This window comes from Aeromonas sp. 6P (genome assembly GCF_051919525.1).
Lineage (GTDB): Bacteria > Pseudomonadota > Gammaproteobacteria > Enterobacterales > Aeromonadaceae > Aeromonas > Aeromonas veronii.
On sequence record NZ_JBQBEO010000002.1, the window covers coordinates 996,948 to 1,022,636 of the forward strand.

At 52.4% G+C, this 25,689-nt stretch carries 22 protein-coding genes; 9 read left to right on the forward strand and 13 right to left on the reverse strand.

The features are described from left to right. Positions 1 to 43 precede the first annotated feature (43 nt). Both ACTG2J_RS04930 and queF read right to left on the reverse strand, forming a co-directional pair. Positions 44 to 2,326 (reverse strand): tetratricopeptide repeat protein, encoded by a 2,283-nt coding sequence (locus tag ACTG2J_RS04930; RefSeq protein WP_005338609.1) that lies wholly within the window; start codon positions 2,324 to 2,326, stop codon positions 44 to 46. A 210-nt stretch (positions 2,327 to 2,536) separates the two neighbouring features. Beyond that, positions 2,537 to 3,385: an NADPH-dependent 7-cyano-7-deazaguanine reductase QueF gene (gene queF / locus ACTG2J_RS04935; protein ID WP_439997249.1), complete on the reverse strand. Its 849-nt coding sequence runs from the start codon at positions 3,383 to 3,385 to the stop codon at positions 2,537 to 2,539. Between the two features lie 204 nt (positions 3,386 to 3,589). On the opposite strand from queF, the gene syd reads away from it, so the two are divergent. Next, the gene (syd, locus tag ACTG2J_RS04940) at positions 3,590 to 4,138 is read left to right on the forward strand and encodes a SecY-interacting protein (RefSeq protein ID WP_439997250.1); all 549 of its coding nucleotides are present in this window, start codon (positions 3,590 to 3,592) and stop codon (positions 4,136 to 4,138) included. 92 nt (positions 4,139 to 4,230) lie between these two features. Here syd and ACTG2J_RS04945 read toward each other — a convergent pair whose 3' ends face one another. From ACTG2J_RS04945 to ACTG2J_RS04965, 5 genes are all read right to left on the reverse strand, one after another. Continuing rightward, positions 4,231 to 5,016 (reverse strand): Zn-ribbon-containing protein, encoded by a 786-nt coding sequence (locus ACTG2J_RS04945; RefSeq protein WP_439997251.1) that lies wholly within the window; start codon positions 5,014 to 5,016, stop codon positions 4,231 to 4,233. Positions 5,017 to 5,019: 3 nt separating this feature from the next. After that, the gene (locus ACTG2J_RS04950) at positions 5,020 to 5,316 is read right to left on the reverse strand and encodes a hypothetical protein (protein ID WP_021229224.1); all 297 of its coding nucleotides are present in this window, start codon (positions 5,314 to 5,316) and stop codon (positions 5,020 to 5,022) included. Between the two features lie 83 nt (positions 5,317 to 5,399). After that, positions 5,400 to 5,636, reverse strand: coding sequence for a DUF2789 family protein (locus tag ACTG2J_RS04955; protein ID WP_005338602.1), 237 nt, complete (start codon positions 5,634 to 5,636; stop codon positions 5,400 to 5,402). A 74-nt stretch (positions 5,637 to 5,710) separates the two neighbouring features. Further along, positions 5,711 to 6,010, reverse strand: a complete 300-nt coding sequence (locus ACTG2J_RS04960) for a DUF3301 domain-containing protein (protein ID WP_005349738.1) — start codon at positions 6,008 to 6,010, stop codon at positions 5,711 to 5,713. Between the two features lie 111 nt (positions 6,011 to 6,121). After that, entirely contained in the window at positions 6,122 to 7,162 is a 1,041-nt protein-coding gene (locus tag ACTG2J_RS04965; protein ID WP_439997252.1) for a DUF3549 family protein, read from the reverse strand. Positions 7,163 to 7,438: 276 nt separating this feature from the next. On the opposite strand from ACTG2J_RS04965, the gene ACTG2J_RS04970 reads away from it, so the two are divergent. From ACTG2J_RS04970 to ACTG2J_RS04980, 3 genes are all read left to right on the forward strand, one after another. Further along, positions 7,439 to 7,774 carry a YqcC family protein gene (locus tag ACTG2J_RS04970; protein WP_005338596.1) on the forward strand — a complete coding sequence of 112 codons (336 nt, stop codon included), beginning with the start codon at positions 7,439 to 7,441 and terminating at the stop codon, positions 7,772 to 7,774. Beyond that, positions 7,771 to 8,544 carry a tRNA pseudouridine(65) synthase TruC gene (truC, locus tag ACTG2J_RS04975; protein ID WP_041202291.1) on the forward strand — a complete coding sequence of 258 codons (774 nt, stop codon included), beginning with the start codon at positions 7,771 to 7,773 and terminating at the stop codon, positions 8,542 to 8,544. Before ACTG2J_RS04970 ends, truC begins: the two co-directional genes overlap by 4 nt. 90 nt (positions 8,545 to 8,634) lie before the next feature. Then, the gene (locus tag ACTG2J_RS04980; RefSeq protein WP_201989734.1) at positions 8,635 to 9,084 is read left to right on the forward strand and encodes a flavodoxin; all 450 of its coding nucleotides are present in this window, start codon (positions 8,635 to 8,637) and stop codon (positions 9,082 to 9,084) included. Here the strand turns inward: ACTG2J_RS04980 and ACTG2J_RS04985 are convergent. Next, positions 9,062 to 10,966 (reverse strand): glycoside hydrolase family 13 protein, encoded by a 1,905-nt coding sequence (locus ACTG2J_RS04985; protein ID WP_113738989.1) that lies wholly within the window; start codon positions 10,964 to 10,966, stop codon positions 9,062 to 9,064. The genes ACTG2J_RS04980 and ACTG2J_RS04985 overlap by 23 nt on opposite strands. An 82-nt stretch (positions 10,967 to 11,048) precedes the next feature. Then, positions 11,049 to 12,644 carry a glycoside hydrolase family 13 protein gene (locus tag ACTG2J_RS04990; RefSeq protein ID WP_113738988.1) on the reverse strand — a complete coding sequence of 532 codons (1,596 nt, stop codon included), beginning with the start codon at positions 12,642 to 12,644 and terminating at the stop codon, positions 11,049 to 11,051. A gap of 628 nt (positions 12,645 to 13,272) precedes the next feature. On the opposite strand from ACTG2J_RS04990, the gene ACTG2J_RS04995 reads away from it, so the two are divergent. The 5 genes from ACTG2J_RS04995 (at position 13,273) to ptsG (ending at position 20,112) form a co-directional block, all read left to right on the forward strand. Further along, a complete protein-coding gene (locus ACTG2J_RS04995; RefSeq protein ID WP_368167481.1) occupies positions 13,273 to 14,643 on the forward strand; it encodes a carbohydrate porin in 1,371 nt (456 codons plus the stop codon). Between the two features lie 140 nt (positions 14,644 to 14,783). Beyond that, entirely contained in the window at positions 14,784 to 15,395 is a 612-nt protein-coding gene (locus ACTG2J_RS05000) for a MalM family protein (RefSeq protein ID WP_439997253.1), read from the forward strand. Continuing rightward, positions 15,389 to 15,649 (forward strand): hypothetical protein, encoded by a 261-nt coding sequence (locus tag ACTG2J_RS05005; RefSeq protein ID WP_439997254.1) that lies wholly within the window; start codon positions 15,389 to 15,391, stop codon positions 15,647 to 15,649. The genes ACTG2J_RS05000 and ACTG2J_RS05005 overlap by 7 nt, the downstream gene beginning before the upstream one ends. Before the next feature lie 100 nt (positions 15,650 to 15,749). After that, entirely contained in the window at positions 15,750 to 18,122 is a 2,373-nt protein-coding gene (locus ACTG2J_RS05010) for an amylo-alpha-1,6-glucosidase (protein ID WP_439997255.1), read from the forward strand. A 559-nt stretch (positions 18,123 to 18,681) separates the two neighbouring features. After that, positions 18,682 to 20,112 (forward strand): PTS glucose transporter subunit IIBC, encoded by a 1,431-nt coding sequence (gene ptsG, locus ACTG2J_RS05015; RefSeq protein WP_005338586.1) that lies wholly within the window; start codon positions 18,682 to 18,684, stop codon positions 20,110 to 20,112. A 285-nt stretch (positions 20,113 to 20,397) separates the two neighbouring features. Here the strand turns inward: ptsG and ACTG2J_RS05020 are convergent, their stop codons facing one another. The 4 genes from ACTG2J_RS05020 to map all read right to left on the reverse strand — a co-directional run bounded on the left by ACTG2J_RS05020 (position 20,398) and on the right by map (position 25,421). Continuing rightward, complete coding sequence (locus ACTG2J_RS05020; RefSeq protein ID WP_005338583.1) at positions 20,398 to 20,781, reverse strand: DUF3461 family protein; 384 nt, start codon at positions 20,779 to 20,781, stop codon at positions 20,398 to 20,400. A 126-nt stretch (positions 20,782 to 20,907) separates the two neighbouring features. After that, complete coding sequence (gene dapD, locus ACTG2J_RS05025) at positions 20,908 to 21,735, reverse strand: 2,3,4,5-tetrahydropyridine-2,6-dicarboxylate N-succinyltransferase (protein WP_005338581.1); 828 nt, start codon at positions 21,733 to 21,735, stop codon at positions 20,908 to 20,910. 174 nt (positions 21,736 to 21,909) lie between these two features. Beyond that, complete coding sequence (glnD, locus tag ACTG2J_RS05030) at positions 21,910 to 24,546, reverse strand: bifunctional uridylyltransferase/uridylyl-removing protein GlnD (RefSeq protein WP_150390372.1); 2,637 nt, start codon at positions 24,544 to 24,546, stop codon at positions 21,910 to 21,912. Between the two features lie 86 nt (positions 24,547 to 24,632). Then, positions 24,633 to 25,421, reverse strand: coding sequence for a type I methionyl aminopeptidase (gene map / locus ACTG2J_RS05035; protein ID WP_005338579.1), 789 nt, complete (start codon positions 25,419 to 25,421; stop codon positions 24,633 to 24,635). Positions 25,422 to 25,689 lie beyond the last annotated feature (268 nt).

Here is a 25,689-nt window from a genome sequence, read left to right on the forward strand (position 1 = left end):
ATAGCAACAGTGGTCGAACCTGGTTTCGATCCTCGCCTGTTATCTACATTATTTCCTGGTGGTTATCGGCTGCCGGCTTCCTTGCAAGGCTGGGCCAATTAACCCATTGCTTTTCATGAGAAGAATTGACTTTTACCAGTCCCTTGTCAATTGCCATCAGGCCGCATTGCCACACATCTCCATTAAAAAATGCCGCTTGTTGGCAATCGATCGCCGCGAGCTCCAACCAGGCGTTTTGCTGGCATTTTTCACTGAGCTGAATGGCTCCCGACAGGGCGAGATAGCAGAGGTCAAACAGGCCATTGTGATCGAGCGCGGTCGCCGCTTTCGGCAGGAAGGGGTGACTGACAATCCCGAGGCTGATCTGGCGATCCAGCGGATAGTTGCAAGGGAAGGCGGCGATGGCGGTCAGCAGGTCTCCCGCCAGTTGATGCAGGTTGGTGACGTGGCGCTGTGGCACCACATAGAGCATGTGTCCTTCACGCAAGTCATAGATACGGCCATCTTGCGGGGTCAGGGTGTCCATATAGGCACCGAAGGCCTGCTCGATTTCTCTGCTGGCCTGATAGCCGTGGCGCTCCAGCGTGTTGACCAGGAAAGGCACCCGGAACAGCAGATAGTGCAGCTTGTCATCGAACTCGCTGGAGGGCTGTTCGCTGAGGTACCAGCGATCCGATTTCAGCTGGCGCTTTGCCATCTCCCGCGGCCAGCGGTTCATCAGCCGCTGCCAGTTGGCCAGCCCCGAGCGTGGCTCGATCAGCAGGGCCTCATTGGTCCGTTTCAGTTGCAGGCGGGCAGTACGCAGCTTGAGCCAGAGGGTGAAGAAGAGGTAGATAAAGAGCGCCAGCAGCAGGCTGGTGGTGATACTCGACCAGAGATAGCGCTCCTGCTGATGCTGGCTGTTGTTAAGCCGCTGCTCCAGCTCCTTGATATGTTGTACCCGCTCGACCTGAACATAGTTGTCGCGGATCGCCGCCTGCTCCATAGCTTGCTCCTGCTGGCGCACCTCCTCGCCAAGACGGTGGAAGCGCTTGTAGCTGTCGAGTGCCTGACGCAGATACCCCTTCTGCTCGTAGGCCAGCGACAACAGGCGGAATACCTCGTACTGACGGCGGGTATCGCCGAGCTGATTGGCCAGCGCGCGGGCGTTCTCCAACTGCAGGATGGCGATGGCGGCCTCCTGCTTCTTCAGATAGAGCTCGCCGAGCAGCAACAGGGTATCGATCAGCGGCTCTTTGGCATCGCTCAGCTCATGGGACTGACGGGCCGCATTGAGGTAGTTGCTGGCCAGCGAGAGGTTGCCGCTTTGCAGGTAGGTCTTGCCGATTTCGTATTTGAGCAGGGAGGCTTGTGGTCGGTTGCTCCCCTCATCGAGCAGATCCAGCGCATTGAAGAAGTAGACCAGCGCCATATTGAGGTCGCCCTGCTCGCGATTGAGTCGCGCCAGCACCATCAGGGAGTCACACAGCAGGGAGGGGTTGCCGATGGAGTGGAAGTAGTTGGCCGCCTCATTGGCATACTGCAGCGCTTTTTGGGGCTCCTGCTCCTGCTGATAGAGTTTGACTATCTGGTTCGACAGCAGGCCGAGAAAGAGCGGGTCGTTGAGGCTTTTGGCCTGTTGCTGGGCATCGATATATTCCCCCAGTGCCAGCTGTGGCTGCTGCAGCGCGCGATAAAGGTCGCCGCTGATGGCGCTGACCCAGGCACTGGCGAGGGGATTGGGGGTCTTGGCGGCCCAGATCCGCGCATCTGCCAAGTGGGCCTTGGCATCATCGAAGTGCTGGTTCTCGATGTCGTAGCTGGTGCGTTGCAGGCGGCCATAAATCTGCAGCTGGCTCTGCTTGAGCGTGGGGACGGCCAACTGTTCGTCCAGTTGATCCATCAGGGCGCGGCTGGTGCTCTGGTTATCCGGTTTGAGGGCCTGACTGCGGATTTTGAGATAGAGGCCGTGGGCCTTGAGTTCCGGTTGCCGCTCTTTGTCTGCCAGCGCCATCGCCTTGTCGAGCGCTTGCTGGGTGGCCTGATATTGGCCCAGTTGCAGCAGACACTCCCCTTTGAGCAGATGGGCGCCGATGGTCTGGGCTGCCGTGCTGTAACTCAGGATGGGTTCGCGATAACCGAACTCCTGGCGATTGCTGATGATTTGCTGGGGATTATTGGCTGCGCGCGTCAGGAAGGCTGTGGTGATCTGGACACATCTGGCAGGATCGGTCAGTACCATCGATTGCGCTTGTTGCAGATCGATAGAGAGTTGCTCCTTGTCCAGATCCAGATTCGGAGCTGACAGGGAGGACATCATCATGGCCAGAAAAAACAGTTGATTCATTGGATTAAGGACGGCGCAGAGGTGTTGGCATGTTATCCAAGCCCCCCCCTGCGAGTCCAGCGTTTACTGTGGTTTGCTGGTGGCCGGCAAGTGGGTTTCGTCTGGATTTTATTATCCAGCCTCCTTATCCCTGCTGCGTAAAGCATCGATTGAAACCTTTTTGCAAGTCATGGAGGGCAGTGTGCCTGCCCTCTCTGTCGCAACTCGACTTTATTGGCGGATCAGACGCAAGTTGGCGGGCACGGCTTCGAAATCGGAGCGGAACGGGTTGATGTCGAGGCCGCCGCGGCGGGTATAGCGGGCATAGACGGTCAACTGCTCAGGCTGGCAATAGTGCTTGAGGTCGATAAAGATCCGCTCGATGCACTGCTCGTGGAACTCGTTGTGCTGGCGAAACGAGATGAGATAGCGCAGCAGCTTCTCCCGATCGAGTTTCGGCCCCTTGTAGCGGATCACCACAGAGCCCCAGTCGGGCTGGCTGGTCACCAGACAGTTCGATTTGAGCAGGTGGCTGTGCAGGGTCTCCTCGACCAGCTCGCTACCGGCCGCCCCTTGCAGCAGGGATGCATCAAACTCGTAATTGTCTACCTCGATATCCTGCTCGTCGATGCACTCGCCGGGCAGCAGGGCAATCTGGTGCGGCGCCTGAGCAAGGGGGAACAGGGTGACCGTGACGGTCTCACCGGCACAGGCACTCAGATCCTTGGTCAGCGTGGCGGCGACTGCCTCGATAGAGTCGCAACGGGTCTGGTTGAAGGAGTTGAGGTAGAGCTTGAAGGATTTGGATTCGATCAGGTTCGCACTGGTGGCCGGGATGGTCACTTCACCCACCGCCACCATCGGCTTGCCCTTGGCATTGAGCCAGGAGAGCTCATAGAGGGTCCAGACATCGCAACCGCTAAAGGGCAGGTCATCGCCCAGCTTGAGATCATCTCGGTTCAGGCTACGTGGAACCGGCTGCAGCAGGGAGGGGGTGTACTGGCTGATGTAATCGGATTGCTGGCCCAGGCTCAGGCCGGTCAGGGCGCTGGCCCCGGCGTATCTATCTTGTTTGCTCACAGGGTTGCTCACGTAATGTGCTCATGATGAGTGGAATGAAACGGGCCATTGCAGGGCCGGATGGTTGCAGCCGTTTGGCTTGGGCATCGGCTTCTCTGTATCCCGGGTTCTGTTTCTCGGGTCACTAGGTCGGCTGGCAACCTTGTCTGTTACCGGGTTTGGTGGTGCAATAGCGGACTTTGCCAGCAATTGTGGGGATTTTCGATGTCGGATCAAGTTTTGTCTGCCCTGGAGCACTTTTTTGCCCGCTGGCAACGGGATGGCGAGGCCAGACGAGGCCTGCCCCTGTGCGAGTGGGAGGCGGACTGGCGTTCCCCCTGCCAGCTTGGTGAGCCCGCCGATGGTCGGGTGGCCTGGCGTCCTCACCATCGCTCCGAGCCCGCCGACTTTACAGCCATGGCCGATGCCCTTGAGCTGACAATTCATCCCAGCGCCATTGCCCTGTTTGGCCACTGGTTCAGTCGCCCTATCCCCTGCCTCTTCAAGGGGCTGCGCCTTGAACTGATCTTGCCGTGGAACGACGCGGATCTCGACCTGCTCAGGGAGAACCTCATCGGCCACCTGCTGATGCTGCGCAAGCTAAAACGAACCCCCTCCATCTTTATTGCCACCACCCGCAACGAGATGACGCTCATCTCGCTGGATAACGAGAGTGGTCAGGTGTGGCTGGAGTGGCTCGACTCTGGCAGCCGTCTGCCGTTGGCGCCCTCTTTGCCGGCGTTTCTGGAACGGCTGGAGACGTTGCCACAATAGCGCCGGTTCGAGCCAAGGTTACCCATCGGAACGAAAAGAGCCTTGCTATGCGGCAAGGCTCTTTTTTATGGGGTTGCGTATAGGGAACACGCTTAATCCTTGAAATCCCAAGAGAGGTTGGAGACCAGACGGCAGCTGTCGCACTTGAAGTCGAAGATCTCGTGCAGCGGCTCTGCCAGCGCCCACTCACCGCCACAGCTGGGGCAGGGGCGCGCCTTCTCCTCGGCCGCGCTCAGCCCACCCACCCGGTAGAGGTAGTAGTAGGTGGGGATGCCGCTCAGCACTTCCAGCCGTTTGGCCAGATCGGTGCCGCGCCGGTAGAGGCGGCTGCCCACGTCGCCGATTTCGTGCAGCGCCGCATGTTCGGCGATGGAGCCGTTCATCTGTAACTGATCACACGCCTCCCAATCCTCCTGCCACTTGATGATCTGTTTCTGATCGCCATTGGCGACTGCGGGCAGTTGGTAGAGCGGAATGGGGGCGAAGTGGTCGCCACAGCGCAGCGGCGAGCAGGTATGCAAAAAACTGGTATAGAGCAGCATCCAGCTCGGCCGCTCGCCCTGCTGGCCGCAAGGATCTGTGCTGTCGGAGAGCAGATCCGTCCCTTGAAGATGGAGCTTTGGCGCCAATAACCCGGCCTGATTGAGCTGCTGCTCGGCCAGTTTTACCTGCTCGCTCTGGTTGTCGGGGTGCAGGCTATCCTGCTCCGGGCAGACTACCCGACTGACGAAATAACCGTCGTGCATGCTGGTGGGGAACTCCCGCCCGAGGATCTGGCCCTGATAACGCAGCATGTCGAGGTAGTTGACGATGGCCCGCTCGGCGTCGCCAAGGGAGGTATCGCGGTAACACTCAAAGCAGAGTTCGACGATATACATGGTTCAGCCCTGCCCCTGCTGGAGGAGCAGGTCGGTCAGGCGATCCACCTTCTGTTCGATGCGCGCGAGCTGTTCGGCGAGTTGCTGCAGGGTGAGCTCCGGTGCTGGCTGAGGGGCTGCCTCTTGCAGGAGCTCGCTCTCGGCGGTCGCGACGGGCTGCTGCTTCCACTGGCTCAGCACTTTCAGCAGCTCGGCCATCGGCACAGGCTGGGTGAGGCGGGCCTTGATCATGGCAGTGGTGGGCGTCAGGCCCTTGGCGGCCAGCTCGTTGGCAATTCGGATGATCTCGTGGGCGGACATAAGCATGCTCTGGGTGAGAAGGAGGGATCGATATCGGGGCGGGATCTTAACCAAAGCCGGCAGGGGAGGAAAGGGGCGGGCGGCTAGCGGGGCTGGCGCAACATCACATCGAGCTGGTCGATCGCTTCACACCAGTCGGAGTCGTTCCACAGGGCGTCGCGCAGAAAGCTGGCCTGGGCGGCGTTCCAGAAACCGGCCTCCGGCAGCAGGGTCTCATTGTCGAGGTGATGGTCGTGCACAAAACGGTGCAGGCTCAGCTCGTCGTTTGCCATCCCTAGCTGGGCAAACAGGGCTGGCAGATCGTGGACAAGGGGTTCCATCTCGTCTCTCCCTTTGTTTAATCCCTGAGATTATAGACAGGCACAGCCATCGGGCGCAGAGACGAGATTGGGGATCAGGCAGAGGGTATGCGATGGGGTGGCAGATCAACGCCCACGACGTGCAGCCCCTGCATCTTGAGGGTTCCCTGATAGTGGCTCTCGCCATCGCTGGAGAATTCAAACTGATAGTGGGTCAGTAGCCGCAGGGGATTATGCGCCAGCTCCCGCCGATGGCGGGCCAGCGACAGCAGTTGCAGATCATGGTGCTGGCAGTAGCGGCGCATGTATTGCCAGGCCACTTCTGCCTGTTGGCGTTGCAGCCAGAATAGGCCGGCAATCGCAATCAGCAACAAAATTCCGAGCATCTCTCCCATAGGCGGGCTTCCTTATCGTGATGACGATAACCGGGAGTCCTGCTCGGCACTCCCGATCTCCTTTTCTATATTCCCGCCGTATTGCCTCGTGGCGTGAGGGGAGGCGAGGGATCAGGCCGAGGCAAACAGACGGCCGATGGCCTTGCCCAGCGCATCGCTGCGCTCGGGGTCACGCAGTCTGGCCAGCATATCATTGCGCAGGGCCGGTAAAGTGACCAACTCGGCAAAAACCTGATTGAAGAACTGGGTCGGTTGCAGTGCCAGTTGTTCCAGATAGTGGCTGAGCAGATCGGCATCTTTCAGATCGGGCCAGAGCCGACCAGCGATGGCGAGCAGCAGCGCAGGGCTCGGCTGGGTTTGCAGCAGGGTCAGCAGCTTGTTGGTGCGCAGCGTGCTGCCGGGGCAGGAGGCCATGGCGCGGCAGAGGTAGGCCAGGGTCTCCGGGTTGGGGGTGGCGCACTCCTGCTCCTTGCCGATCCGCTCGAGCAGGGCGCCTTGTACTGCTGGCGGCAGCGGGGCGTTTTCAAGGCTCTGGCAGAGTGCATAGAGCGGCTCTTGCGGCAGTTTGGGCAGCGCCTTGCAGATCAGCGCCAGATTGCGCTCATCATGCAGCCGCTCCGCAAGGTCGGCAAAGCCCTGCAGCCCCAGCGTCTGCCAACCGGTATCGTTGGGGGCGGCCAGATAGTGGCAGAGGGCATCGTAATAGGCGGAAGGGGCCTGCTCCAGCTGGCGCGCCAGCTTGGCATGCAGACTGGCCATCTTGGCCTCCGCCGGGCGGAAGGTGTAGGGATTGTCGGCCAAGCGCTGGGCTTTCTCTTCATCCAGATCGCCGGTGAGCTTGTAGCCCAGGGTCTCCACCACCTGATCCATGAACAGCTTGGGGCCATTTGACATCAGCAAGCCGCGCTCATCGAGGGCAAACTTGAGGAACCAGAGGTAGTGGCGAGACTCGCTCGGCTGGAAGAAGTGCACACCCAGCCAGGCGTGCTGTTGCAGCGGCCAGGGATAGGGCTCCTGCTGCTGTTCGATGCGCACAAAGGTATCGCTTGCCAGTGGCCGCACCTGGCGGCCCATGTCAAACAGCTGGAACTGGGTGCCAGCCTGAGTCAGAAATTCGGTCAAGGTATTGATGGCAGTAGGCGTCGCAGACATGGTGAGATCCGGCTAATGGTGATGCGGGCCGATTATAAGGCCCTTGCCGAGGATAGCCAGTGGCAGCAGACGCGCGTTGCGGCAGATATCAACATGGCAGCCATGCGGGGGGAGGTGTATAGTATCGCCCTTTTTTAAAGGCGGCAGGCCGCGCTGGTTGCCGTGTGTGTCGTTGACCCGGCTGAACCGCCGGTGCTGTGCGACTGAATGTATCGGCATCCTGGCTGACCCTGTCGGGTCGGCGGATCAATTTGTGGTTATGAGGAAGAGAGCGAGATGAATCAATATTTGCTGGTAGCTGGCCTGTTGGGGGAACTCACCGCCGAGTTGCAGCGCCTTGAGCGCTGGCAAGCTGACCATCCCGGTGACGAAGCCCTGGCAAGCACCCTGCCTTTTTGTGTCGATACCCTGAGCTTTGATCAGTGGCTGCAGTTCGTGCTGATCCCGCGCATGGAGCAGCTGGTGATGTTGCAGGCGCCACTGCCCACCAGCGTCTCCCTTTATCCCATGGCCAGCGAAGTCTACAAAGAAGATCTGGCCGAAGCAGAAGCGCTGCTGCGCCTGATCGCCCGCTTCGATCTGCTGCTTTCCGGCAAAGTGATCGAACAATGATGCCAGATCAAACCCGAGAAGAGAGTGACTTGAAGCTGACCCTGCTCTATCAGGATGAGTGGCTGGTGGCGGTCAACAAGCCGTCCGGTCTACTGGTGCACCGCAGTTGGCTCGACAAGGGCGAGACCCGTTTTGCCATGCAGATGACCCGGGATCTCATCGGTGGTCGCCATGTCTATCCTGTGCATCGCCTCGACCGACCCACCTCCGGTGTGCTGCTGTTTGCGCTCGATCCGGTGATTGCCCGCGCACTCACCGAAGCCTTCACCCAACGTCAGGTGCACAAGGAGTATCTGGCATTGGTGCGCGGTTGGGCGCCCGAGCAGGGGGTGATCGACTACCCCCTCAAGGAGCAGCTGGACAAGATTGCCGATGCCATGAGCAACCCGGATCGTCCGGCGCAGGATGCCGTCACCACCTTCCGGCGCCTGCATCAGGTCGAGCTGCCCCACGCGGTCTCCAAGAAGCACCCTACCAGTCGCTACAGTCTGGTCAGATTGTTCCCGAAGACCGGTCGCAAGCATCAGTTGCGCCGCCATATGGATCACCTGTTCCACCCCATCGTCGGGGATACCACCCACGGGGATGGTCGACACAACCGTTTCTTTCGCGAGCACTTCGGTTGCGAGCGGCTGCTGCTGGTGGCCCGCACCCTGAGCTTTACCCATCCGGTGCTCAAGGTGCCAATGCGGATCCAGGCTCCGCTCGGTCAGGATGTGTTGCGCTTGTTTGCCGAGTTGGGCTGGCCCGCCAGCGAGAGCGACTACTAAGCGCCTGATCCTCAGCCTTGAACCGGTGGCATCTGACGCCAGCTTGCTGATAGAGTTGCTCAAAAGAGTGACTCAAGCAGGGAGAGGAGAATGGCGCAGATCGATATCGTGGTAGGAACTGTCTACGGCGCAGCCATGCTGGTGGCCGAGACCTTGGCAGATGAGCTGGAACGCAAGGGGCATCACTGTTCTCTGCACGAAGAAGCACGGCTGGCGGACATTGACCCCGGCCGTTTTTTATTGCTGGTCAGTGCCACCACCGGGCAGGGGGACATTCCTCCCAATCTGCAGCCCTTTGCCAGCGAGCTGGCTGACAAGGCGCCCTGGCTCAAGGGGCTGCGTTATGCCCTGATTGCCATGGGTGACAGCAGCTATGACCACTTTTGTGGCGCGGGCCGTCGGCTGGACGGATTGCTGCAAGAGTTGGGGGCCACGCGAGTGATTCTCCCGCTGGAGCTGGATGCCACCGTGCACGATGAACCCGAACAGGTGGCACTCAGCTGGTTGAAGAGCGTGCTTATTCCCTTGTCAGATCATTAGCAATGACTCTTGCTGATTTGATTAATGTGGGAGATTGTGAGTCCCCGGTAGTGTTGAGGCGATAAATCGCAAAGCCATATTCTGGCAGTGTGCACGTATCACTTAGCTGGACAATGTTATTGTCATATAAATCAAAGACTGATTTGTCTGCCAATTGTGATGGCAAAGTGATCGTGCTTTGGCCTGCGGATGCATTCATGATGATAAATACAGTATCATGTTGATGTGTTTTACTGTAAATCAGCGTCTGACCATCAGATAATAGCCAGTCCATATTATGGCTGATCATTGCTGGTGTATTTTTACGAAGAGCAATCAGTTTTTTCATGTGTTGTAGCAGGTCGCGATCCTGCTTAGCCGGATCCCATTCCATACATGCTCTATTAAGCGGATCTGAGCCACCTGCCATCCCTATTTCGCTACCATAATAGATACATGGCGTGCCTGTCTGGCTCAAGAGAAATAAAAATGAAAGTTTCACTCTATTTTTGTCGCCATGACACAAATGAAGAATTCTTGGGGTGTCGTGGCTATCTAGAAGAGAAAACATAACTTCATTGACATTGACTGGGTAGTTAACAAAAGCCTCATTAATAAGGTGCTTAAATGTTTTTGCATCAATGCTCTGATGTGCGAAAAAGTTTAAAATCGCTTCAGCCATCGGATAGTTCATGACCGCATCAAACTGATCGCCTGTTAACCAATTATGTGCGTCGTGCCATACTTCACCCAAAATAAACAATTCTGGCTTTAAGCGTTTCATTTCGATTCTAAAACGTCGCCAGAAATGTTGATCAACTTCATTGGCAACATCTAGCCGCCAGGCATCAATATCAAATTCACGTATCCAATAACGTCCTACCTCTAATAAGTGCTCAATGACATCTGGATTTTCTGTATTTAATTTTGGCATTCCCGTAGAGAACGAAAATGAGCGATAATTCAAACGCTCTTTATTTAGAGTTGCATCGTTATTTATTAAAGGAAAATCATCAATATAAAACCAATTATAGTACTTTGATTTAACGCCATTTTTAATTACATCCTGCCATTGAGGAGACTGCTCTCCCAGATGATTAAAAACTGCATCTAGCATGATCTTGATGCCGCGACGATGAGCCTCTTTACAAAGAGATTTTAATGTATCTATATCACCAAAGTGAGGGTCGATAGTAAAATAATCGATAGCGTCGTACTTGTGATTGCTGGGGGCCAGTGTTAATGGTGTGAAATAAATACCAGTGATACCAAGAGCATCTAAGTAATCCAGATGGTCGATGACGCCTTGCAAGTCACCGCCAAAGAAACTTTTGTTAGCGGGAATCATTGATCCCCATGGCTGAGCCTGTGGAGGTGATAGAGTCGGCATCCCATTCGCGAAGCGTTCCGGAAATATCTGGTACCAGACAGTATTTTTAACCCATTCTGGAGGGGTGAACACGTCAATAGCATTAAGATATGGGAAACAATAGAAGTTAACAAGCTGATCCAGAGCTGGGTCATCTGAGAGATTAGAAAGTGGAACAATCCTCTTTTCACCGATTAAGAGTATTTCTGTGTTGTTTTTTACTATAAAAGCATAACGACTACGATAGAATTCAGGGGTGAATTCACATAGCCAGTAATCGTGGAGTTCAGTTTCACACTCTTTTTTCATTGGATAGTTCCGTCCACCTAACCATCCGCTAGCGCCTTCGTTATTTAAATTCCCCCCCCCTCCCTGACTTGCCCAGTCAAAAGGATCTCCTGCACGCAGGAATACTTCCGTTACCTCCCCCTTTGCCGTGCGCAATCTCATATGGAGTTGATTGCTACTATATGCATAGGACATATTTGTATGAGAACGATGAAAAATAGCTGCGCGAGTGATTTTTTTGTCCATGAAAAGTCTCTTATTCTAACTACTTTATAAATTGATTCCGCATAGATATAGTGTGGGCTAAAATATAGCCCACACTATATCGTTATTTTGTGGTTAGCCACACAACAGCTTCGAGTGGTCTTAGCTCATCTGAGTTGCTTGGTGTTGGATAGTTTGTTAGTAATGGCTCTAATGTTGCCAAGTCGTCTTTATGCACAGGTATGGCTAAAGGTGTGGTAGTCAGGTTTGCCATGACGATCAAGGTTTTTCCCTGCCATTGACGGCTGTAGCAGATATGGTTTGAGGTATCACTACTGAGCATAGTGAAATCCCCCTCGCGAATAATATCTAGTTTTTTTCTGAGAGAGATCAATGTGCGATAGCAGTTGAATACAGAGTTATCATCATGTTGTTGATTGGCGACATTGATTGAATGGTAATTTTCATTCACTTGGATCCAGGGAGTGACAGTGCTGAAACCGGCATGGTTAGTATCATCCCATTGCATGGGGGTTCTCGCATTATCTCTGCTAATTTTGCTGATTCTGGTCAATACTTCTGATTCGGTTGCATCATTGATATGGCTGTTAAAGTAGTTTTTAGCCTCTATGTCACGAATCTCAGAAGGGTGCCATTGGCGATTGGTCATACCCAGTTCTTCACCTTGGTAAATAAATGGCGTTCCTTGTTGCATGTGTAGAATAATTGCCCATTGCTTTGCACTTAACTCTCGCCATTGTGGGGTATCATTACCAAATCTTGATACGGCTCGAGGTAGATCATGATTGGATAAGAACAAACTATTCCAACCTTGGTTGCGTAGTTCACATTGGTTTCTGGTAAACACATTCTTGATTGTCTTTATATCGATGTGAGATTGCCATTTATCATGGCCGAATCCCAAGTGCTCGAAGTTAAACACCATAGAAAATTCATCCCCAGCGGGAGATGAATAGCTCTTCATGTGTTCAAGGTCTGCTGACCATGTTTCGCCAACCGTGATAATATTCTTGCCTCCAAAAGTGGAGTGGTTCAGCTCCTTGATGTAATCATGCAGGCGTGGGCCATTGCTCATGCTGCGAGTCGGCCAGTTTTTGCTGATCATATCGATCACGTCGAAGCGGAATCCTTTTATGCCTTGGTCTAGCCAAAACTGTACGACTGCAGCCATAGCCTTACGTACATTTACATTATCCCAGTCTAGGTCTGCCTGTGTAATATCGAAATTATGCAGATAGTACATATCAAGTGCAGGTACATATTCCCAAGCATTACCACCAAAAATGGATGTCAATGGGTATTCATTAACGAATTGCTGATCTCTAAATACATAGAAATCTTGATAGTATTTGTCTCCTGCCAATGCTTTTTTAAACCAGGAATGTTCGGTAGATGTGTGATTGGCAACAATATCCATCATGATGCCTATGCCTAGCGTTGCGGCCTCTGATATGAGTGCCAGCATATCTGAAAAGGAACCAAATGCTGGATCAATATCATGGTAATTACTAATGTCATAGCCATTATCCCGCTGTGGAGAAGCATAAACCGGGGTAAGCCACAGCATATCAACACCTAACTGGGACAAGTAACCAAGGCGAGATCTGATACCATTGAGATCACCAATTCCATCCCCATTACTGTCTTGGAAGCTGCGTGGGTAAATCTGATAGATAACACTATTCCGTTCAGTTTTCATGGAGACCCCTTGGTTCTAATTTATTAAGTTAAATGTAGTGATAAATTATTCATGGTTACAGATATTTAACTTTGGCAATTGTAATTGATGTCAATTGAAAATCATAAGTACTCATTGGTTTGAAAAGGTTTGCAGTCTGTTGTAACTCATCATTCTGGGAGCTTGATCACAACATCAGTATTCCATAGAGATATGTGATTTTGTGGTTGTGCTTGCAGAAAAATAACCTGTGATGCAATTGACTTCAGTGGTGGTTAAATATCTTTCATCATGAAAGCGATTTCAATCATAGAATTGGTTTATAAATCGGCAAAAATAATGAGCGACGTGATTGGTTAGTTCGGGATTGATATCGTTTTCAAGGGGGGCATTGTTGCGCGAGGCTTGCTAACTTCGGCACGCATTCACTCTTTATTGCTTTTTGTTGGTGTATTATTGCTTTATTGGTCTATTATTTGGTTTTTGTCTTTGTGATGCTCGTCACTTTTACAATGAAGATTGGAAATGTATAGTGCCCCTCAAGTTCACATCACGTAATAAACAGTCAGTTGTGAACAATTATAAAAACACGAGTTATTCCTTTAGTTTTTAGTGATTTGCTATTTCTACTTCCTATTAAATGGAGTTAATGATGACTAACAAAAGTGTAATTGCTACTGCAGTGGCTTCAGTTTTATTTGCTGGGTGTGCCTTTGCTCAAGATGCGGCTAAAGGTACTGATGTGTTGAAAGATGGATGGGAGGTTCATGGTTATGGTTCCATGAACGTAAGAAACATCGATGGGGAAACGGTAGATACCGAATTTGGTAAACCAGACTATAAAACTGCAGGTACTCATGGCAAGAGCACCAACCAGGTGGAGTTTTCTCTGAAAAAACATACCGAGCATCAAAATGGTGTATGGTCTGATTTTGTACTGCGTTCAGAGTATGGCAACGGTAACTCCTATGCTTATTCCTCCGATGGTAGCCAGAAGAAAAACGATGAAGCGCAATTCGAAGTGAAAGAGGCCTTTGTCGAAATCGGTGGTCTCTCCTTCCTGGGGGATGATACGTCTGTTTGGGGTGGTCAGCGTTACCTCAACCGTGCTGCAGGCTTGCTCTCGGGTGAATACTGGAAGCAATCTTCTGGTGTGGGCACCGGTGTACAGACCAAAATTGCCGGTAACACGGCAGGCGTGGCCATGGTGATGGCAGATCCTGATGCTGGGGCATTGCCATATAGTGAGGCCGCAATTGCTGCAATAGATAAAAATCCAAATTTAACCCAAGGCCAAAAGGATGCGTTAAAAGGGCAGTATCGCAATACTGATCGCAGTACTTTGACCAGCTATGATTTTTATTACTATGGGGTTGATGTCGGCTTCGGTAAGCTTGATTTTGACTTCAAATATATGAAGCAGGCCAACAAAGACAGCGATAGTGAAGATGGTATTGGTGCCGGTGTGACCTTGAACACCAACTATTACGGGCTGGATGGTTGGGCGCAGAGTGCCGTCGCGTATGGTAAAGGTGTGGCTCAGAACCGTGGCCTTAACTTTGGTAGCTGGTCCGGTGGTAATGATAAAGCCGAGTCCATTTTTGCAACCACCTATGGTGTGTGGAACATCTCTGACCGTTGGCAGATGGGATCTGAAGTCACCTATTTTGGCGCCCTGGATGAGCTGTTTGGTGCTGAGGATTTGTCTCGCTTCCTGGTTGCCGTTCGTCCTTCTTATAAGATCAACGATAACCTTCGCGTAGAGATGACCGGTTCATATGGTCAGGAGAAAGGTGCAGAGGGTTATTGGGGCCGAACTGGCGATGCAGTAAAGGGTGAGTTCTATAACGTAGAGCTGGCTCTGCCGATCACCGTCAATGCTGATTACTTTGGCCGTCCACAAATTAAACCTTATGTCAGCTATATTGCTGCTGATGATGCCGCCAGTGCCAGCACTATCGGTATCAAAGATGGCAAAGATGAAACAGTTGTTGGTGTTCATACCGAAATTTGGTTCTAAGAAATATGTTACAACAATGGGCAGCATTTATGCTGCCCTTTTTGTTGGTAGATTCATTGATACAATGTGCTAAATTGTTTACGGTAGATACTTTAAGTGGACTTGTATCATCGTGATTTTTGATTTTAGGATGAAAAGATATGAAAAATGTAAGCAGTATTTCATGCCTGGTGTTTAGCGCATTGATATCAGGGTGTGCCGTCAATCAACCATCAGTGTTGAATGTTATGCCACCGAGTGACACAGAGTTATGTTGTCAGAGTTACTCGCAACTACCCTATGTTCAATTAAATGATAATGAAACTGTCAAGTTCAATATTGATGGCGCATCCCCTGCAGCAAATTTTGCTGGTGGTAATAGCCACTTTGCTGCATTCAAATTTGGTGAGCGAGGTCTTGACATTACAGTATCATTGTCAAGTTATTTTTATGACGGTTCAGTATTCGCTCCAGAAATTGCTTTGTTGAGTGCTGATTTTAAAGTGGTGAAACATGTTAAGAACAGTGATTTTAAGGTGTCAACCTCAGATGCATTTACTAAATCAAGATATAATTATCGTCTGAAGATAAACACCATTGAAACACCATATATGGTGGTGTATTCCCCATCTGAACTGTTAGGAAAAAAAATAACCACGACTATCCGGCAAGAATCCGTGCGCAAGAGTTGGGTGAACCTATGCCAATGGTCACAGACCCAGCGTATACCTTCCAAAATGGTGGTTCGCTGGAGTTGTCTGTTGAGTTGTTAACCCTGAAACCCGTGGTGAACCAACCTGTAGGTGCTGTTATGACATCAAGGGTAGTGGCTGTTGGGGCTGTGGATAAAAAGGCAGCCATCCCTGCCGTGATTCAGGACGATACCAAGCATTATTACCTAAATGCAATTGAGCAAGCTGCAAAAGGTAAAGATATTCAGAAAGCATTAGCTCTGCGTGATGAAGCCAAAGCATTGGGTATTGTTGAAGCTGAAGCTATGTTTATTAAATCCATAAGTGCCAAGTAATCATCATTATTATCTTTAAATGTCTCACCTTGCGGTGAGACATTTTATCTTTTTGGTATCCATTGGTTGTCTTTGTAATTTTATTTATATGGAGGTTTTTATGGAGAAAATATCTCAAGGTGGTGATTTTCATGATGGTGAAATGAAAGGTGAATGTGAATACACTGCTCGTGAGCAAAATAAGCATCCATCGATGAATGAGCTATTTGATGCATTGGCCATAAATAGTAGAGAAAGTATTGATTATGTCTTTTCTGATAATGTAGATGGTTTTTATTCTGGTTGTACACACATATCAGAACGATGTGGCAAGTATATCAGTGGTTCACATCCTGTTTTGACTGGATACCGATTCCATATTAATAATGGAGTCTGTGATCGAGCTACTGCGCTTAACGCTACATTGTTGCCATATGGTGTATCACACTACTATGATAATGCCTGTGAGCATATGTCATTGATTAGTGGTCAGCGCTTACTTTCATTTACTATTGAAAGTGAGTTGAATAGCTTGCTAGCGGCTGAGTTCTCGATTGGTTCGCAATTGTTATTGCATAAGGCGGGACATAACAATCCCGCATTAATTGTGTATGAGTTGCTGGATTGTCCTGCTTCATGTCGTTTCATGGCATTATCAAGCAATCATCCTTTTACGGTAGCTGTCAGTGATACGGTATCAGATCCTTTGGATGGCACCGATAATAAAAAAATTCATCTATCTTCCTTGGCTGAGATTTCAGAACTTGCGATATACATCGGATTTTCTGATTCGAAAGAGGCTGCTGTCTCTATAGTTTCTGAGGCTATTACTGGTGATAAGATAAGTCAACATAAGAAAAGAGTCTATGACTTTCTCATGGGTAGCTATTTTTGGTGCAGCGATACGGAATATAGCAAAGCTGTTATGTGGGCTAGATTGGCGAGCCAATCATTTGTCAATACAGAGTTCGGTTACGGTATCTGGGCAGGTTTTCCATGGTTTAAAGATATTTGGGGGAGAGATAGTTTCATTTCTTTGCCTGGAATATGTCTGGTCAATGGACAGTTTGATATTGCGAGGAAAATTATTGAAAATTTTGCCACCATGCAAAATTGCAATGTGCAGTCAGTTGACTATGGCAGAATACCTAATCGGGTCACCAGTAAAGATAACATAATATATAACACTACAGATGGAACGCCTTGGATGATAAGAGGTGTTCTGGAATATATTAATCATAGTGGCGACTTGGCATTCGCGAAAGTCATTTATCCAGTGATCAAACGATTTATTGAGGGAGTCGAAAAAAATTATCTGGATCATGATGGTCTTATGAAGCATAAGGATCCAGATACCTGGATGGATGCGAAAATTGAAGGTGTGATCCCTTGGTCACCGCGTGGTTGTAAGGCCAATGATATTCAGGCATTGTGGTTTGAGTCTATTGGGGTTGCTAAAGAGTTAGCGCATCTTATTAGTGATCAGGTAGGCGAAAAAAAATATCTTGCAATGTCTGAAAAAATCAAAGAAAGCTTTGTTAAAAAATTCTGGGATGCTGAGAGAGAAATTCTTGCTGACCGAATTAATGATATTGATGAGCAAGATTGGAGTATTCGTCCTAATCAGTTGATGGTAATTACTATTCCGCACTGTGATATGTTATTGCCGATAGATAATGCTCAACATGTAATAAAAAACAGCATCAATAATTTACTTTTCCCATGGGGTATATGTTCTCTTAGCCAAGACCATTCAGAGTTCCATCCCTACCATGATAATCAAGTTATGTATCATAAAGATGCTGCATATCATAATGGGACGATCTGGGGATGGAATGCCGGTTTTACGATTAGTGCCTTATTGAAGTTTAATAAAATACATGTGGCATATGCATTATCAAAAAATCTTGCTGATCAAATATTGCATCAAGGTTATCGGGGAACTATGAGTGAAAATCTTGATGCCTATCAACACGACCCGGCCAAACTTGTTGAATCAGGAACATATTCTCAAGCTTGGTCGGTAGCTGAGTATACCAGGAATCTGTATCAAGACTATATTGGATATAAACCGGAGTTGCTCCATAAACGAGTCACTATATCACCAAAACTTCCATGTGAGTGGCGCAATGTAGTGGCACGATTGCCGCTAGGGGGTGATAATAAAATCATCTTAAATATAAATGTTGAAGATGAACGTACAATTTACTGTTTAAGTACGGAAAAACCCCTGGATAATATATGTGTGATTATTAATCTACCATTGCAGAGTGGTGACACATGGACCGTTAAGGCAACGCTAGGACAGGCAGTTAAAATAATGGTTAACATTAAAGACTGCGTTGCTGAGGGTGTAATTATTGAATGTGTGAAAAACTTGACTGAGACGTACCCAGTTCTTGATGATATTTCATTTTCTATTCCCAACTGGAATATTAAGCATCAAGCTTTGCAAGAAAATAATTTTTTATTGCGTAAGCGATACAGTCTGTGAGTCATATTGATAAGGTGGAGTATGTGTTTAGCAGGTGCGTGGTATTACTAACAAATAGTAATGTCTCATAACTTGCACATACGAGGACATCATATAAAATTTTTCTAGGGGGCCGTAGAGCCCCCTATTATAGTTATGAGTAACAACTCAGCTGTCAGTCGTTCATGCTTGGGTTGTGTTTGTCAGGTAAGTCATTTGTGGTCATACTGGGTGCCCGTAGTACCATGGAAAACAATTCAACACGTTACATTTAGTTACATTTTGAATTTATGTGATACCATGTGAATTGTTGTTGGCACACTTTGATACGATTATTTTATTTTATCTGTGGTAGTGTTATATTGCGGATTATCATCTTGTTTTTTATGAATTGTAAAGTTGTGATCTTCCCTCCAAATTCAATATTCCCCCGCCTTCGAAAGCAGCAATTTATGACCCGCTGGGTTATATTCTGATGGTCAAAATAAACAAGCCCGACTCGAAGATATCTGAATGAATCAGTGCTTATTTCATCCAGATAGATCGTTCAGGGACGACAATCCATTCAGGAGCGCACACAATGTTCAAAAATGCTTTCTCTAATCTGCAAAAGGTTGGTAAGGCGCTGATGCTGCCAGTATCAGTCTTGCCAGTCGCAGGTATTCTGCTGGGGGTGGGTGCTGCCCACTTCAGCTGGATGCCGGAAATTGTCTCCCAATTGATGGAGCAAGCCGGTGGTTCCGTATTTGGCCAGATGGCCCTGCTGTTCGCAGTGGGTGTTGCTCTGGGCTTTACCAATAACGACGGTGTATCCGGTCTGTCAGCCATCGTTGGCTACGGCATCATGGTCGCAACCCTGAAGGTCATGGCACCTGTGATGGGTGTTGAAACCATCGAAACCGGCGTGCTGGGTGGTATCTTGGCCGGTGGTATCGCTGCCTGGGCGTTCAACCGTTTCTACAAGATCCAGCTGCCAGAGTACCTGGGCTTCTTCGCGGGCAAACGTGCCGTACCCATCATCACCGGTTTCCTCTCCATCGGTCTGGGTGTGATCCTGTCCGTGATTTGGCCGCCAGTGGGTGGCGCCATCGGTGCCTTCTCTGACTGGGCTGCCAACCAGAACCCGGTACTGGCCTTCGGTATCTACGGCGTGGTTGAGCGCTCCCTGATCCCGTTCGGTCTGCACCACATCTGGAACGTACCGTTCTTCTATCAGGCTGGTACCTGCGTCAACGGTGCCGGTGAAACTGTTCACGGTATCATGACCTGCTTCCTGACTGCTGATGACGCGTCCCGCGCTGCCGGTAACGGCTTTGGTCAGCTGGCTGGTGGCTACCTGTTCAAAATGTTCGGTCTGCCTGCTGCTGCGTTCGCCATCGCTCACGCTGCCAAGCCGGAAAACCGCGCCAAGATCGTTGGTATCATGGCCTCTGCTGCCCTGACCTCTTTCCTGACCGGTATCACCGAGCCGATTGAATTCTCCTTCCTGTTCATCGCTCCGGTTCTGTACGCAATCCACGCGGTACTGGCTGGTCTGGCTTATGTGCTGACCAACTCTCTGGGTATCGTACACGGTCACACCTTCTCCAACGGCTTCATCGACTTCGTGGTGCAATCACCGCGTGCCGACAACATGCTGCTGCTGGTAGGTCTGGGTCTGGTTTACGCGGCCATCTACTACGTGGTATTCAGCTTCGTTATCCGTGCCATGAACCTGAAAACCCCGGGTCGTGAAGACGAGACTGCTGAAGAGGCTGTTGGCCAAGGCAAAGACGAGATGTCTGCTGCTCTGGTTGCCGCCTTCGGCGGTAAAGAGAACATCGCTTCTCTGGATGCCTGCATCACCCGTCTGCGTGTTGGCGTGAAAGATGTTGCCAAGGTTGACCAGGCTGGTCTGAAGAAACTGGGTGCAGCCGGTGTGGTTGTGGCTGGTTCCGGCGTTCAAGCCATCTTCGGTACCAAGTCCGACAACCTGAAAACCGACATGGACATCTGGATGAAGAGCAACTAATTCTGTTGCCTGAATATCAGCGTGTTTGAAGAGGGAGGCGAAAGCCTCCCTCTTGCTATTTGTGGTTATGGAGCGTGCGAGTCGCTGTAGATCGATCTCGGCAGGAGTCTCTTTGCCCAAGGGGCGATATGTAACGGGATGCCCTCTGTCGGCACAACTGCTGGTGTGCCTCGCGGCGCCTTATCGCACACCATCACCAGATCAACCTATCGCCAGATAAAGTCATCCAGTAATCAGCCAATAAAAAGAGCGCCATCTGGGCGCTCTTTTGTCGAGTCGAGGGGATTAGAGTTTCTCCAGATCCCGTTCGATTTCGCTGATCTTGTTCTGTACCACTTTTTCCAGATGGCGCAGATCGCGCAGGATCTTCTGCTTGATGTCCGGGTCGGCCTGCTGATGGACGCCCTGGGTCAGGTTATCCAGCTCGTCCACCACATACTTGAGGTTGGCGTTGATCTCGGTGACATCCTTGTACTCATGGGTACCGGAGTCGACCAGCATGGTCTTGCGCTGGCGGGGATACTTGAATTTGACACTCTTGGCGAAGAACTCGCCCTTCTGCTTCTTGAAGTAGATCTTGAGGATGTCGTGGTTGGCCTCCTGGCGCAGGGTGTAGCTGTCGACGGAGGCGGGATCCTGGATCCCCAGGCTCTTCAGATTCTCGTACATCAGGCTTCCTCGGTTTGAAACGATCCTGTCCCATCCATCTTAACCGATGCCTCATGGCTTGCCTGTGACAGGGGCGCCAAAATGAAAAGGGCGCCATCAGGCGCCCTTTCATCACAGCAATGCTGATTACTCGTCGATGGAGCGCAGCAGGGCGTTGATGCCGACTTTGGCACGGGTCTTGGCATCGACCTTCTTGACGATCACCGCCGCGTAGAGGCTGTATTTGCCGCACTTGGAGGGCAGGGAGCCGGAGACGACCACGGAGCCAGCCGGTACGCGGCCGTAGTGGATCTCGCCGGTTTCACGGTCATAGATGCGGGTGGACTGGCCGATGAAGACGCCCATGGAGATGACGGAACCTTCCTCGACGATGACCCCTTCAACCACTTCGGATCGGGCACCGATAAAGCAGTTGTCTTCGATGATGGTCGGGTTGGCCTGCAGTGGCTCCAGTACGCCACCGATGCCGACGCCGCCGGAGAGGTGAACGTTCTTACCGATCTGGGCGCAAGAGCCGACAGTGGCCCAGGTATCGACCATGGTACCTTCGTCAACGAAGGCGCCGATGTTGACGTAGGAGGGCATCAGCACGGTATTGGGGGCGATAAAGGAGCCTTTGCGGGCTGTTGCCGGCGGCACCACGCGCACACCCGCTTCCTTGAACTGCTCGGCGGTGTAGTTGGAGAATTTGAGGGGAACCTTGTCGTAGTACTGGGCATCATCGCCCTTGATGATGCCGTTGTCGTTGATGCGGAAGTAGAGCAGTACCGCTTTCTTCAACCACTGATGGACAACCCACTCACCGGCGATCTTCTCGGCAACCCGTGCCTTGCCAGAGTCCAGCAGGTCGATGGCTTGCAGGATGGCGGACTTGGTGGCGCTATCCACGGAGCCCGGAGTAATGGTGTCGCGGCGCTCGAAGGCCGCTTCAATGATCTGTTGCAACTCGGTCATGACAGGTTTCCTTTAAAAAATTCTGTTTGTTGTATCACACTTTTCCGACTGTTTTTAAGGGGTTGACCGGAATTCTTCCGGCCAGCGGCCATTTCTTCATCCGGTGTGTGCCAACCAGTTGTTTGGCATGGCAAAAAACGCCCGGCAACCAGCCTCTTTCGAATCACTCTTCGCTTAATCCAGCACCGACTGCTGGGGGTTGAGTTGGTGTACCAGTCGCTCTTCCAGCTGTTTTTGCTGCTCCGCCGTCAGTGGCTCGCCATCGAGGCTGGTCAGGCTGAAAAAGTCCTCGACCCTCTCACCGAAAGTGGCAATTTTGGCGGCGTGCAGCGACAGTCCGCACTGCTGGAAAACGGCACCGATCCGCGCCAGCAGACCGGGGGTATCGAGGGCAGTCAGCTCCATCAGGGTGTGACGGCTTTCCCCTTTGTGGGGCAGAAAGACTACCCGGGTCGGCACGCTGAACTGGCGGTGGCGCCGCGACAGCGGCTTGTTGCGCAGCACCAGCTTGCCCGGCTCCTGCAGCGCCTTCTCCAACGCCTTCTTGATGGTGGCGGTGCGGTTGGGGCTGATGGGTTCGCCGCTCGGCTCCAGCACCACGAAGGTATCGAGTACATAGTTGCTGCGCGAGTTCATGATCTGGGCGTCGTGGATGTTGAGGTTCTTCTGATCCAGCGCCGAGGCGACGGTGGCAAACAGATTCGGGGTATCGCGGCAGTAGATAAATACCTCGCTGCCGCCGCGGGTCGGGTGTTTGCCGATGATCACCAGCGGTGCCGGATTGTCGCCATGCTCGATGATGTGGCGGCAGTGCCAGGCGATCTGCTCCGGGCTGTGGCGCAGGAAGTAGTCGGCCTTGAAATCGGCCCAGAGCTGATTGATCGCCTCTTCCGATACATCCCGTTGCGCAAGCAGTTGCTTGGCCTGACGCTGGTTTTCGCGAATGCGCAGCCGCATGTCGGGCGGGTTCTCCAGCCCCTGACGCAGCGCCTTCTGGGTCGCGAAGTAGAGCTCCCGCAGCAGGGTGCCCTTCCAGTCGTTCCACAGGGTATCGTTGGTGGCGCAGATATCGGCCACGGTAAGGCAGTAGAGCAGGTCTAGATGCTGCTCGTCGCGCACCTTCTGGGCAAAATCGGTGACCACGTCGGGGTCATAGATGTCACGGCGCTGGGCGGTGACCGACATCAACAGGTGGTGGCGCACCAGCCAGGCGACCAGTCGACTCTCGTAGCGATCGAGGCCGTGCAGCTGGCAGAACTCCAGCGCATCGACGGCGCCGAGTTCCGAGTGATCGCCGCGCCGCCCTTTGGCGATGTCGTGGAACAGGGCGGCGATGCTGAGCAGCTCCGGTTTGCGCAGCCGGGTGAAGACCTCGTGGCAGAGCGGGTGGCTCTGGCGACTGGCCGGATTGGGGAACTGGTGAATGTTTTTGAGCAGCCGGTGGGTGTGCTCATCCACCGTGTAGGCGTGGAACATGTCGAACTGCATCTGGCCGACGATGAGGTTCCACTGGGGCAGATAGGCGGCGAGGATGCCGTACTTGTGCATCAGGGTGAGCGGCAGGCCGATGCCGTTGGGGTGGCGCAGCAGCGCCATAAAGAGGCGACGGCAGTCAGGCAAGTCCTGCAGCCAGCAGTTGAGTTTGCGCCGTGCCTCACGCAGTTGGCGCAGGGTTGCCGAGTGGATGCCGGCAATCTCGGGATGCTGGGCCATCTGATAGAAGAGGCGCAGAATAGCGGCCGGTTCACGGCTAAACAGCTCCGCATCCACCGCATCGATGAGGCGGCCACGAAGTTGGAACTCGTCGGAGAGGCGGCGCACATCCATGGCGGTGTTGCCGAGGATCGCCTCGTCAAACAGCTGCAGCAGCATCTCGTTGAGTTCGGAGACCCGACGCACCGTCTGATAGAAGCGCTTCATCATCTGCTCGACCGGGGTGTTGCCTTCCCCTTCGAACCCCAGCATCTGGGCCACGGTGCGCTGGCGATCGAACAGCAGGCGGTTATCCCCCTTGTTGATGGCCATGTGCAGGGCAAAGCGCACCTTCCAGAGAAAATTCTGGCAGTCGAGCAGCTCACGATACTCGGCGCGGTTGAGAAAGCCGTGGCTGGTCATCTCGAACAAGGTAGTGGCGCCGAAGTGGCGGCGGGCGACCCAGGCGAGGGTTTGAATATCCCGCAGGCCGCCCGGATTGCTTTTGAGATCCGGCTCCAGCTTGTAGGCGGTGCCGAGAAACTGCTGATGACGTTCAGCCTGCTCCTGGCGCTTGGCGCGAAAGAAGGCTTCGCTTGGCCAGAAGTGCTGTGGGCCGGTGGCCTCTTTGAGCTGCTGGAATCCCTCCTGGCGACCTGTGATGTAGCGCGCCTCGATGAGGTTGGTGGCGACCGTGATATCGGCGCGCCCCTGCTCGAGACACTCCGCCACGTTGCGCACCGCCTGACCCACCTCCAGCTTGAGATCCCACAGCAAGGTGATGAACTCGCCGATCCGCAGCCCCAGCACCTCGTCCAGCTCGTCGCCGTCATAGAGGATCAGCAGGTCGATATCGGAGTGGGGGTGCAGCTCGCCGCGACCATACCCCCCCACCGCGATCAGGGTGAGGTCGCTCTTGTCGAAGCCGAACTTCTGCCACAGCCGGCAGAGCAGCTGATCCATGTATTCGGAGCGGGTGGCAACCAGCTCGATGATGTTGTCGCCGGCATCAAAACGGGCGTGCAGCCAGCCGAGAAAGCGGCTCAGGTACTCTTTGCAGTTGTCGCGAGTGAGCTGGTCATCGGGTAACAAATGGGGGGAAAGCAGGCTGGCGTCCATGGCATCTCACACGCAAGTGGCAGGCAAACGGTTGAAACAGAAGTAAAAACCCCGGCGCTTTGGAAGTTCAGGGCCGGGGTTCGATGTTAGCTGTGTTTGATGAAGCGGTCGATAGTGTCATCGGGGCGCAGGGTAAGCACCTCGCAGCCATCCTCGGTCACCAGCAGGGTGTGCTCCCACTGGGCGGAGTCGCCGCCATCCTTGGTGGTCACGGTCCAGCCATCCTTCGGATTGACCTTGCAGTGATACTTCTTGCTGTTGACCATGGGCTCGATGGTGAAGCACATGCCCGCTTTCAGCTCCAGCTTGCCGCTGTTGCGGTAGTGGAGGATCTGCGGCTCTTCGTGGAACTCGGCACCGATGCCGTGACCGCAGTAGTCACGCACCACAGAGAAACCGGCCTTCTCGACGATGGGCTGAATGACGGCCCCAATCTCGGTAATGCAGGCACCCGGACGCACCTTCTTGATGGCGGCATAGAGGCTCTCTTGCGCAACCTTGCAGAGCTGGCGGCGCAGCGGGGTGGTTTCACCCACGATGAACATGGCCGAGGTATCGCCGTGGTAACCATCCTTGATGACGGTGATATCCAGGTTGATGATGTCGCCATCGCGCAGCTTCTTGTGATTCGGGATACCGTGGCAGATCACATCGTTCACCGAGGTGCAGATGGATTTGGGGAAGCCGTGGTAGTTGAGCGGAGCTGGAACCGCCTGTTGTACGTCGACAATATAGTCGTGGCAGAGGGTGTTCAGTTCGTCAGTGGTGACGCCAGCTTTGACATGGGGCGCAATCATGACCAGCACATCGGCGGCCAATTGGCCGGCAACGCGCATCTTTTCAATCTCTTCCGGTGTCTTGATTTTAATGGACATGGGATCTCTCTTGCGGCCTGCCGCTGGGCCTGCGAGGGCAGACAGGACAGGTAATGAAAAATAGATGCGTTTGCAATCAGGGCAAAATTTTATCCGCAACCCCCGTGTACTTCCAGTGTGATTGTCATCACAACGTCAAATCGGCGTCGCAGCATCCTCTGGCGGGATCCATATTTACACCTGTTTAGGGTGTCGGCCGGTGGTGTCCTGAACAAAGTTATGGTATAAAGCGCGCCGGAATGGGGAACTTGCGTCCCGATTTCATCAC

What these genes read in the sequence shown, in the direction of transcription:
- ACTG2J_RS05000 (WP_439997253.1), top strand. Translation starts at nt 14,784, where the DNA reads ATGAAAAATGTAAGCAGTATTTCATGCCTGGTGTTTAGCGCATTGATA.
- ACTG2J_RS04970 (WP_005338596.1), top strand. Translation starts at nt 7,439, where the DNA reads ATGAATCAATATTTGCTGGTAGCTGGCCTGTTGGGGGAACTCACCGCC.
- ptsG (WP_005338586.1), top strand. Translation starts at nt 18,682, where the DNA reads ATGTTCAAAAATGCTTTCTCTAATCTGCAAAAGGTTGGTAAGGCGCTG.
- ACTG2J_RS05020 (WP_005338583.1), bottom strand. Translation starts at nt 20,781, where the DNA reads ATGTACGAGAATCTGAAGAGCCTGGGGATCCAGGATCCCGCCTCCGTC.
- ACTG2J_RS04955 (WP_005338602.1), bottom strand. Translation starts at nt 5,636, where the DNA reads ATGGAACCCCTTGTCCACGATCTGCCAGCCCTGTTTGCCCAGCTAGGG.
- ACTG2J_RS04950 (WP_021229224.1), bottom strand. Translation starts at nt 5,316, where the DNA reads ATGTCCGCCCACGAGATCATCCGAATTGCCAACGAGCTGGCCGCCAAG.
- map (WP_005338579.1), bottom strand. Translation starts at nt 25,421, where the DNA reads ATGTCCATTAAAATCAAGACACCGGAAGAGATTGAAAAGATGCGCGTT.
- ACTG2J_RS04995 (WP_368167481.1), top strand. Translation starts at nt 13,273, where the DNA reads ATGATGACTAACAAAAGTGTAATTGCTACTGCAGTGGCTTCAGTTTTA.
- ACTG2J_RS04990 (WP_113738988.1), bottom strand. Translation starts at nt 12,644, where the DNA reads ATGAAAACTGAACGGAATAGTGTTATCTATCAGATTTACCCACGCAGC.
- truC (WP_041202291.1), top strand. Translation starts at nt 7,771, where the DNA reads ATGATGCCAGATCAAACCCGAGAAGAGAGTGACTTGAAGCTGACCCTG.
- ACTG2J_RS04945 (WP_439997251.1), bottom strand. Translation starts at nt 5,016, where the DNA reads ATGTATATCGTCGAACTCTGCTTTGAGTGTTACCGCGATACCTCCCTT.
- glnD (WP_150390372.1), bottom strand. Translation starts at nt 24,546, where the DNA reads ATGGACGCCAGCCTGCTTTCCCCCCATTTGTTACCCGATGACCAGCTC.
- ACTG2J_RS05010 (WP_439997255.1), top strand. Translation starts at nt 15,750, where the DNA reads ATGGAGAAAATATCTCAAGGTGGTGATTTTCATGATGGTGAAATGAAA.
- ACTG2J_RS04930 (WP_005338609.1), bottom strand. Translation starts at nt 2,326, where the DNA reads ATGAATCAACTGTTTTTTCTGGCCATGATGATGTCCTCCCTGTCAGCT.
- ACTG2J_RS04985 (WP_113738989.1), bottom strand. Translation starts at nt 10,966, where the DNA reads ATGGACAAAAAAATCACTCGCGCAGCTATTTTTCATCGTTCTCATACA.
- syd (WP_439997250.1), top strand. Translation starts at nt 3,590, where the DNA reads ATGTCGGATCAAGTTTTGTCTGCCCTGGAGCACTTTTTTGCCCGCTGG.
- ACTG2J_RS04965 (WP_439997252.1), bottom strand. Translation starts at nt 7,162, where the DNA reads ATGTCTGCGACGCCTACTGCCATCAATACCTTGACCGAATTTCTGACT.
- ACTG2J_RS04980 (WP_201989734.1), top strand. Translation starts at nt 8,635, where the DNA reads ATGGCGCAGATCGATATCGTGGTAGGAACTGTCTACGGCGCAGCCATG.
- ACTG2J_RS04960 (WP_005349738.1), bottom strand. Translation starts at nt 6,010, where the DNA reads ATGGGAGAGATGCTCGGAATTTTGTTGCTGATTGCGATTGCCGGCCTA.
- dapD (WP_005338581.1), bottom strand. Translation starts at nt 21,735, where the DNA reads ATGACCGAGTTGCAACAGATCATTGAAGCGGCCTTCGAGCGCCGCGAC.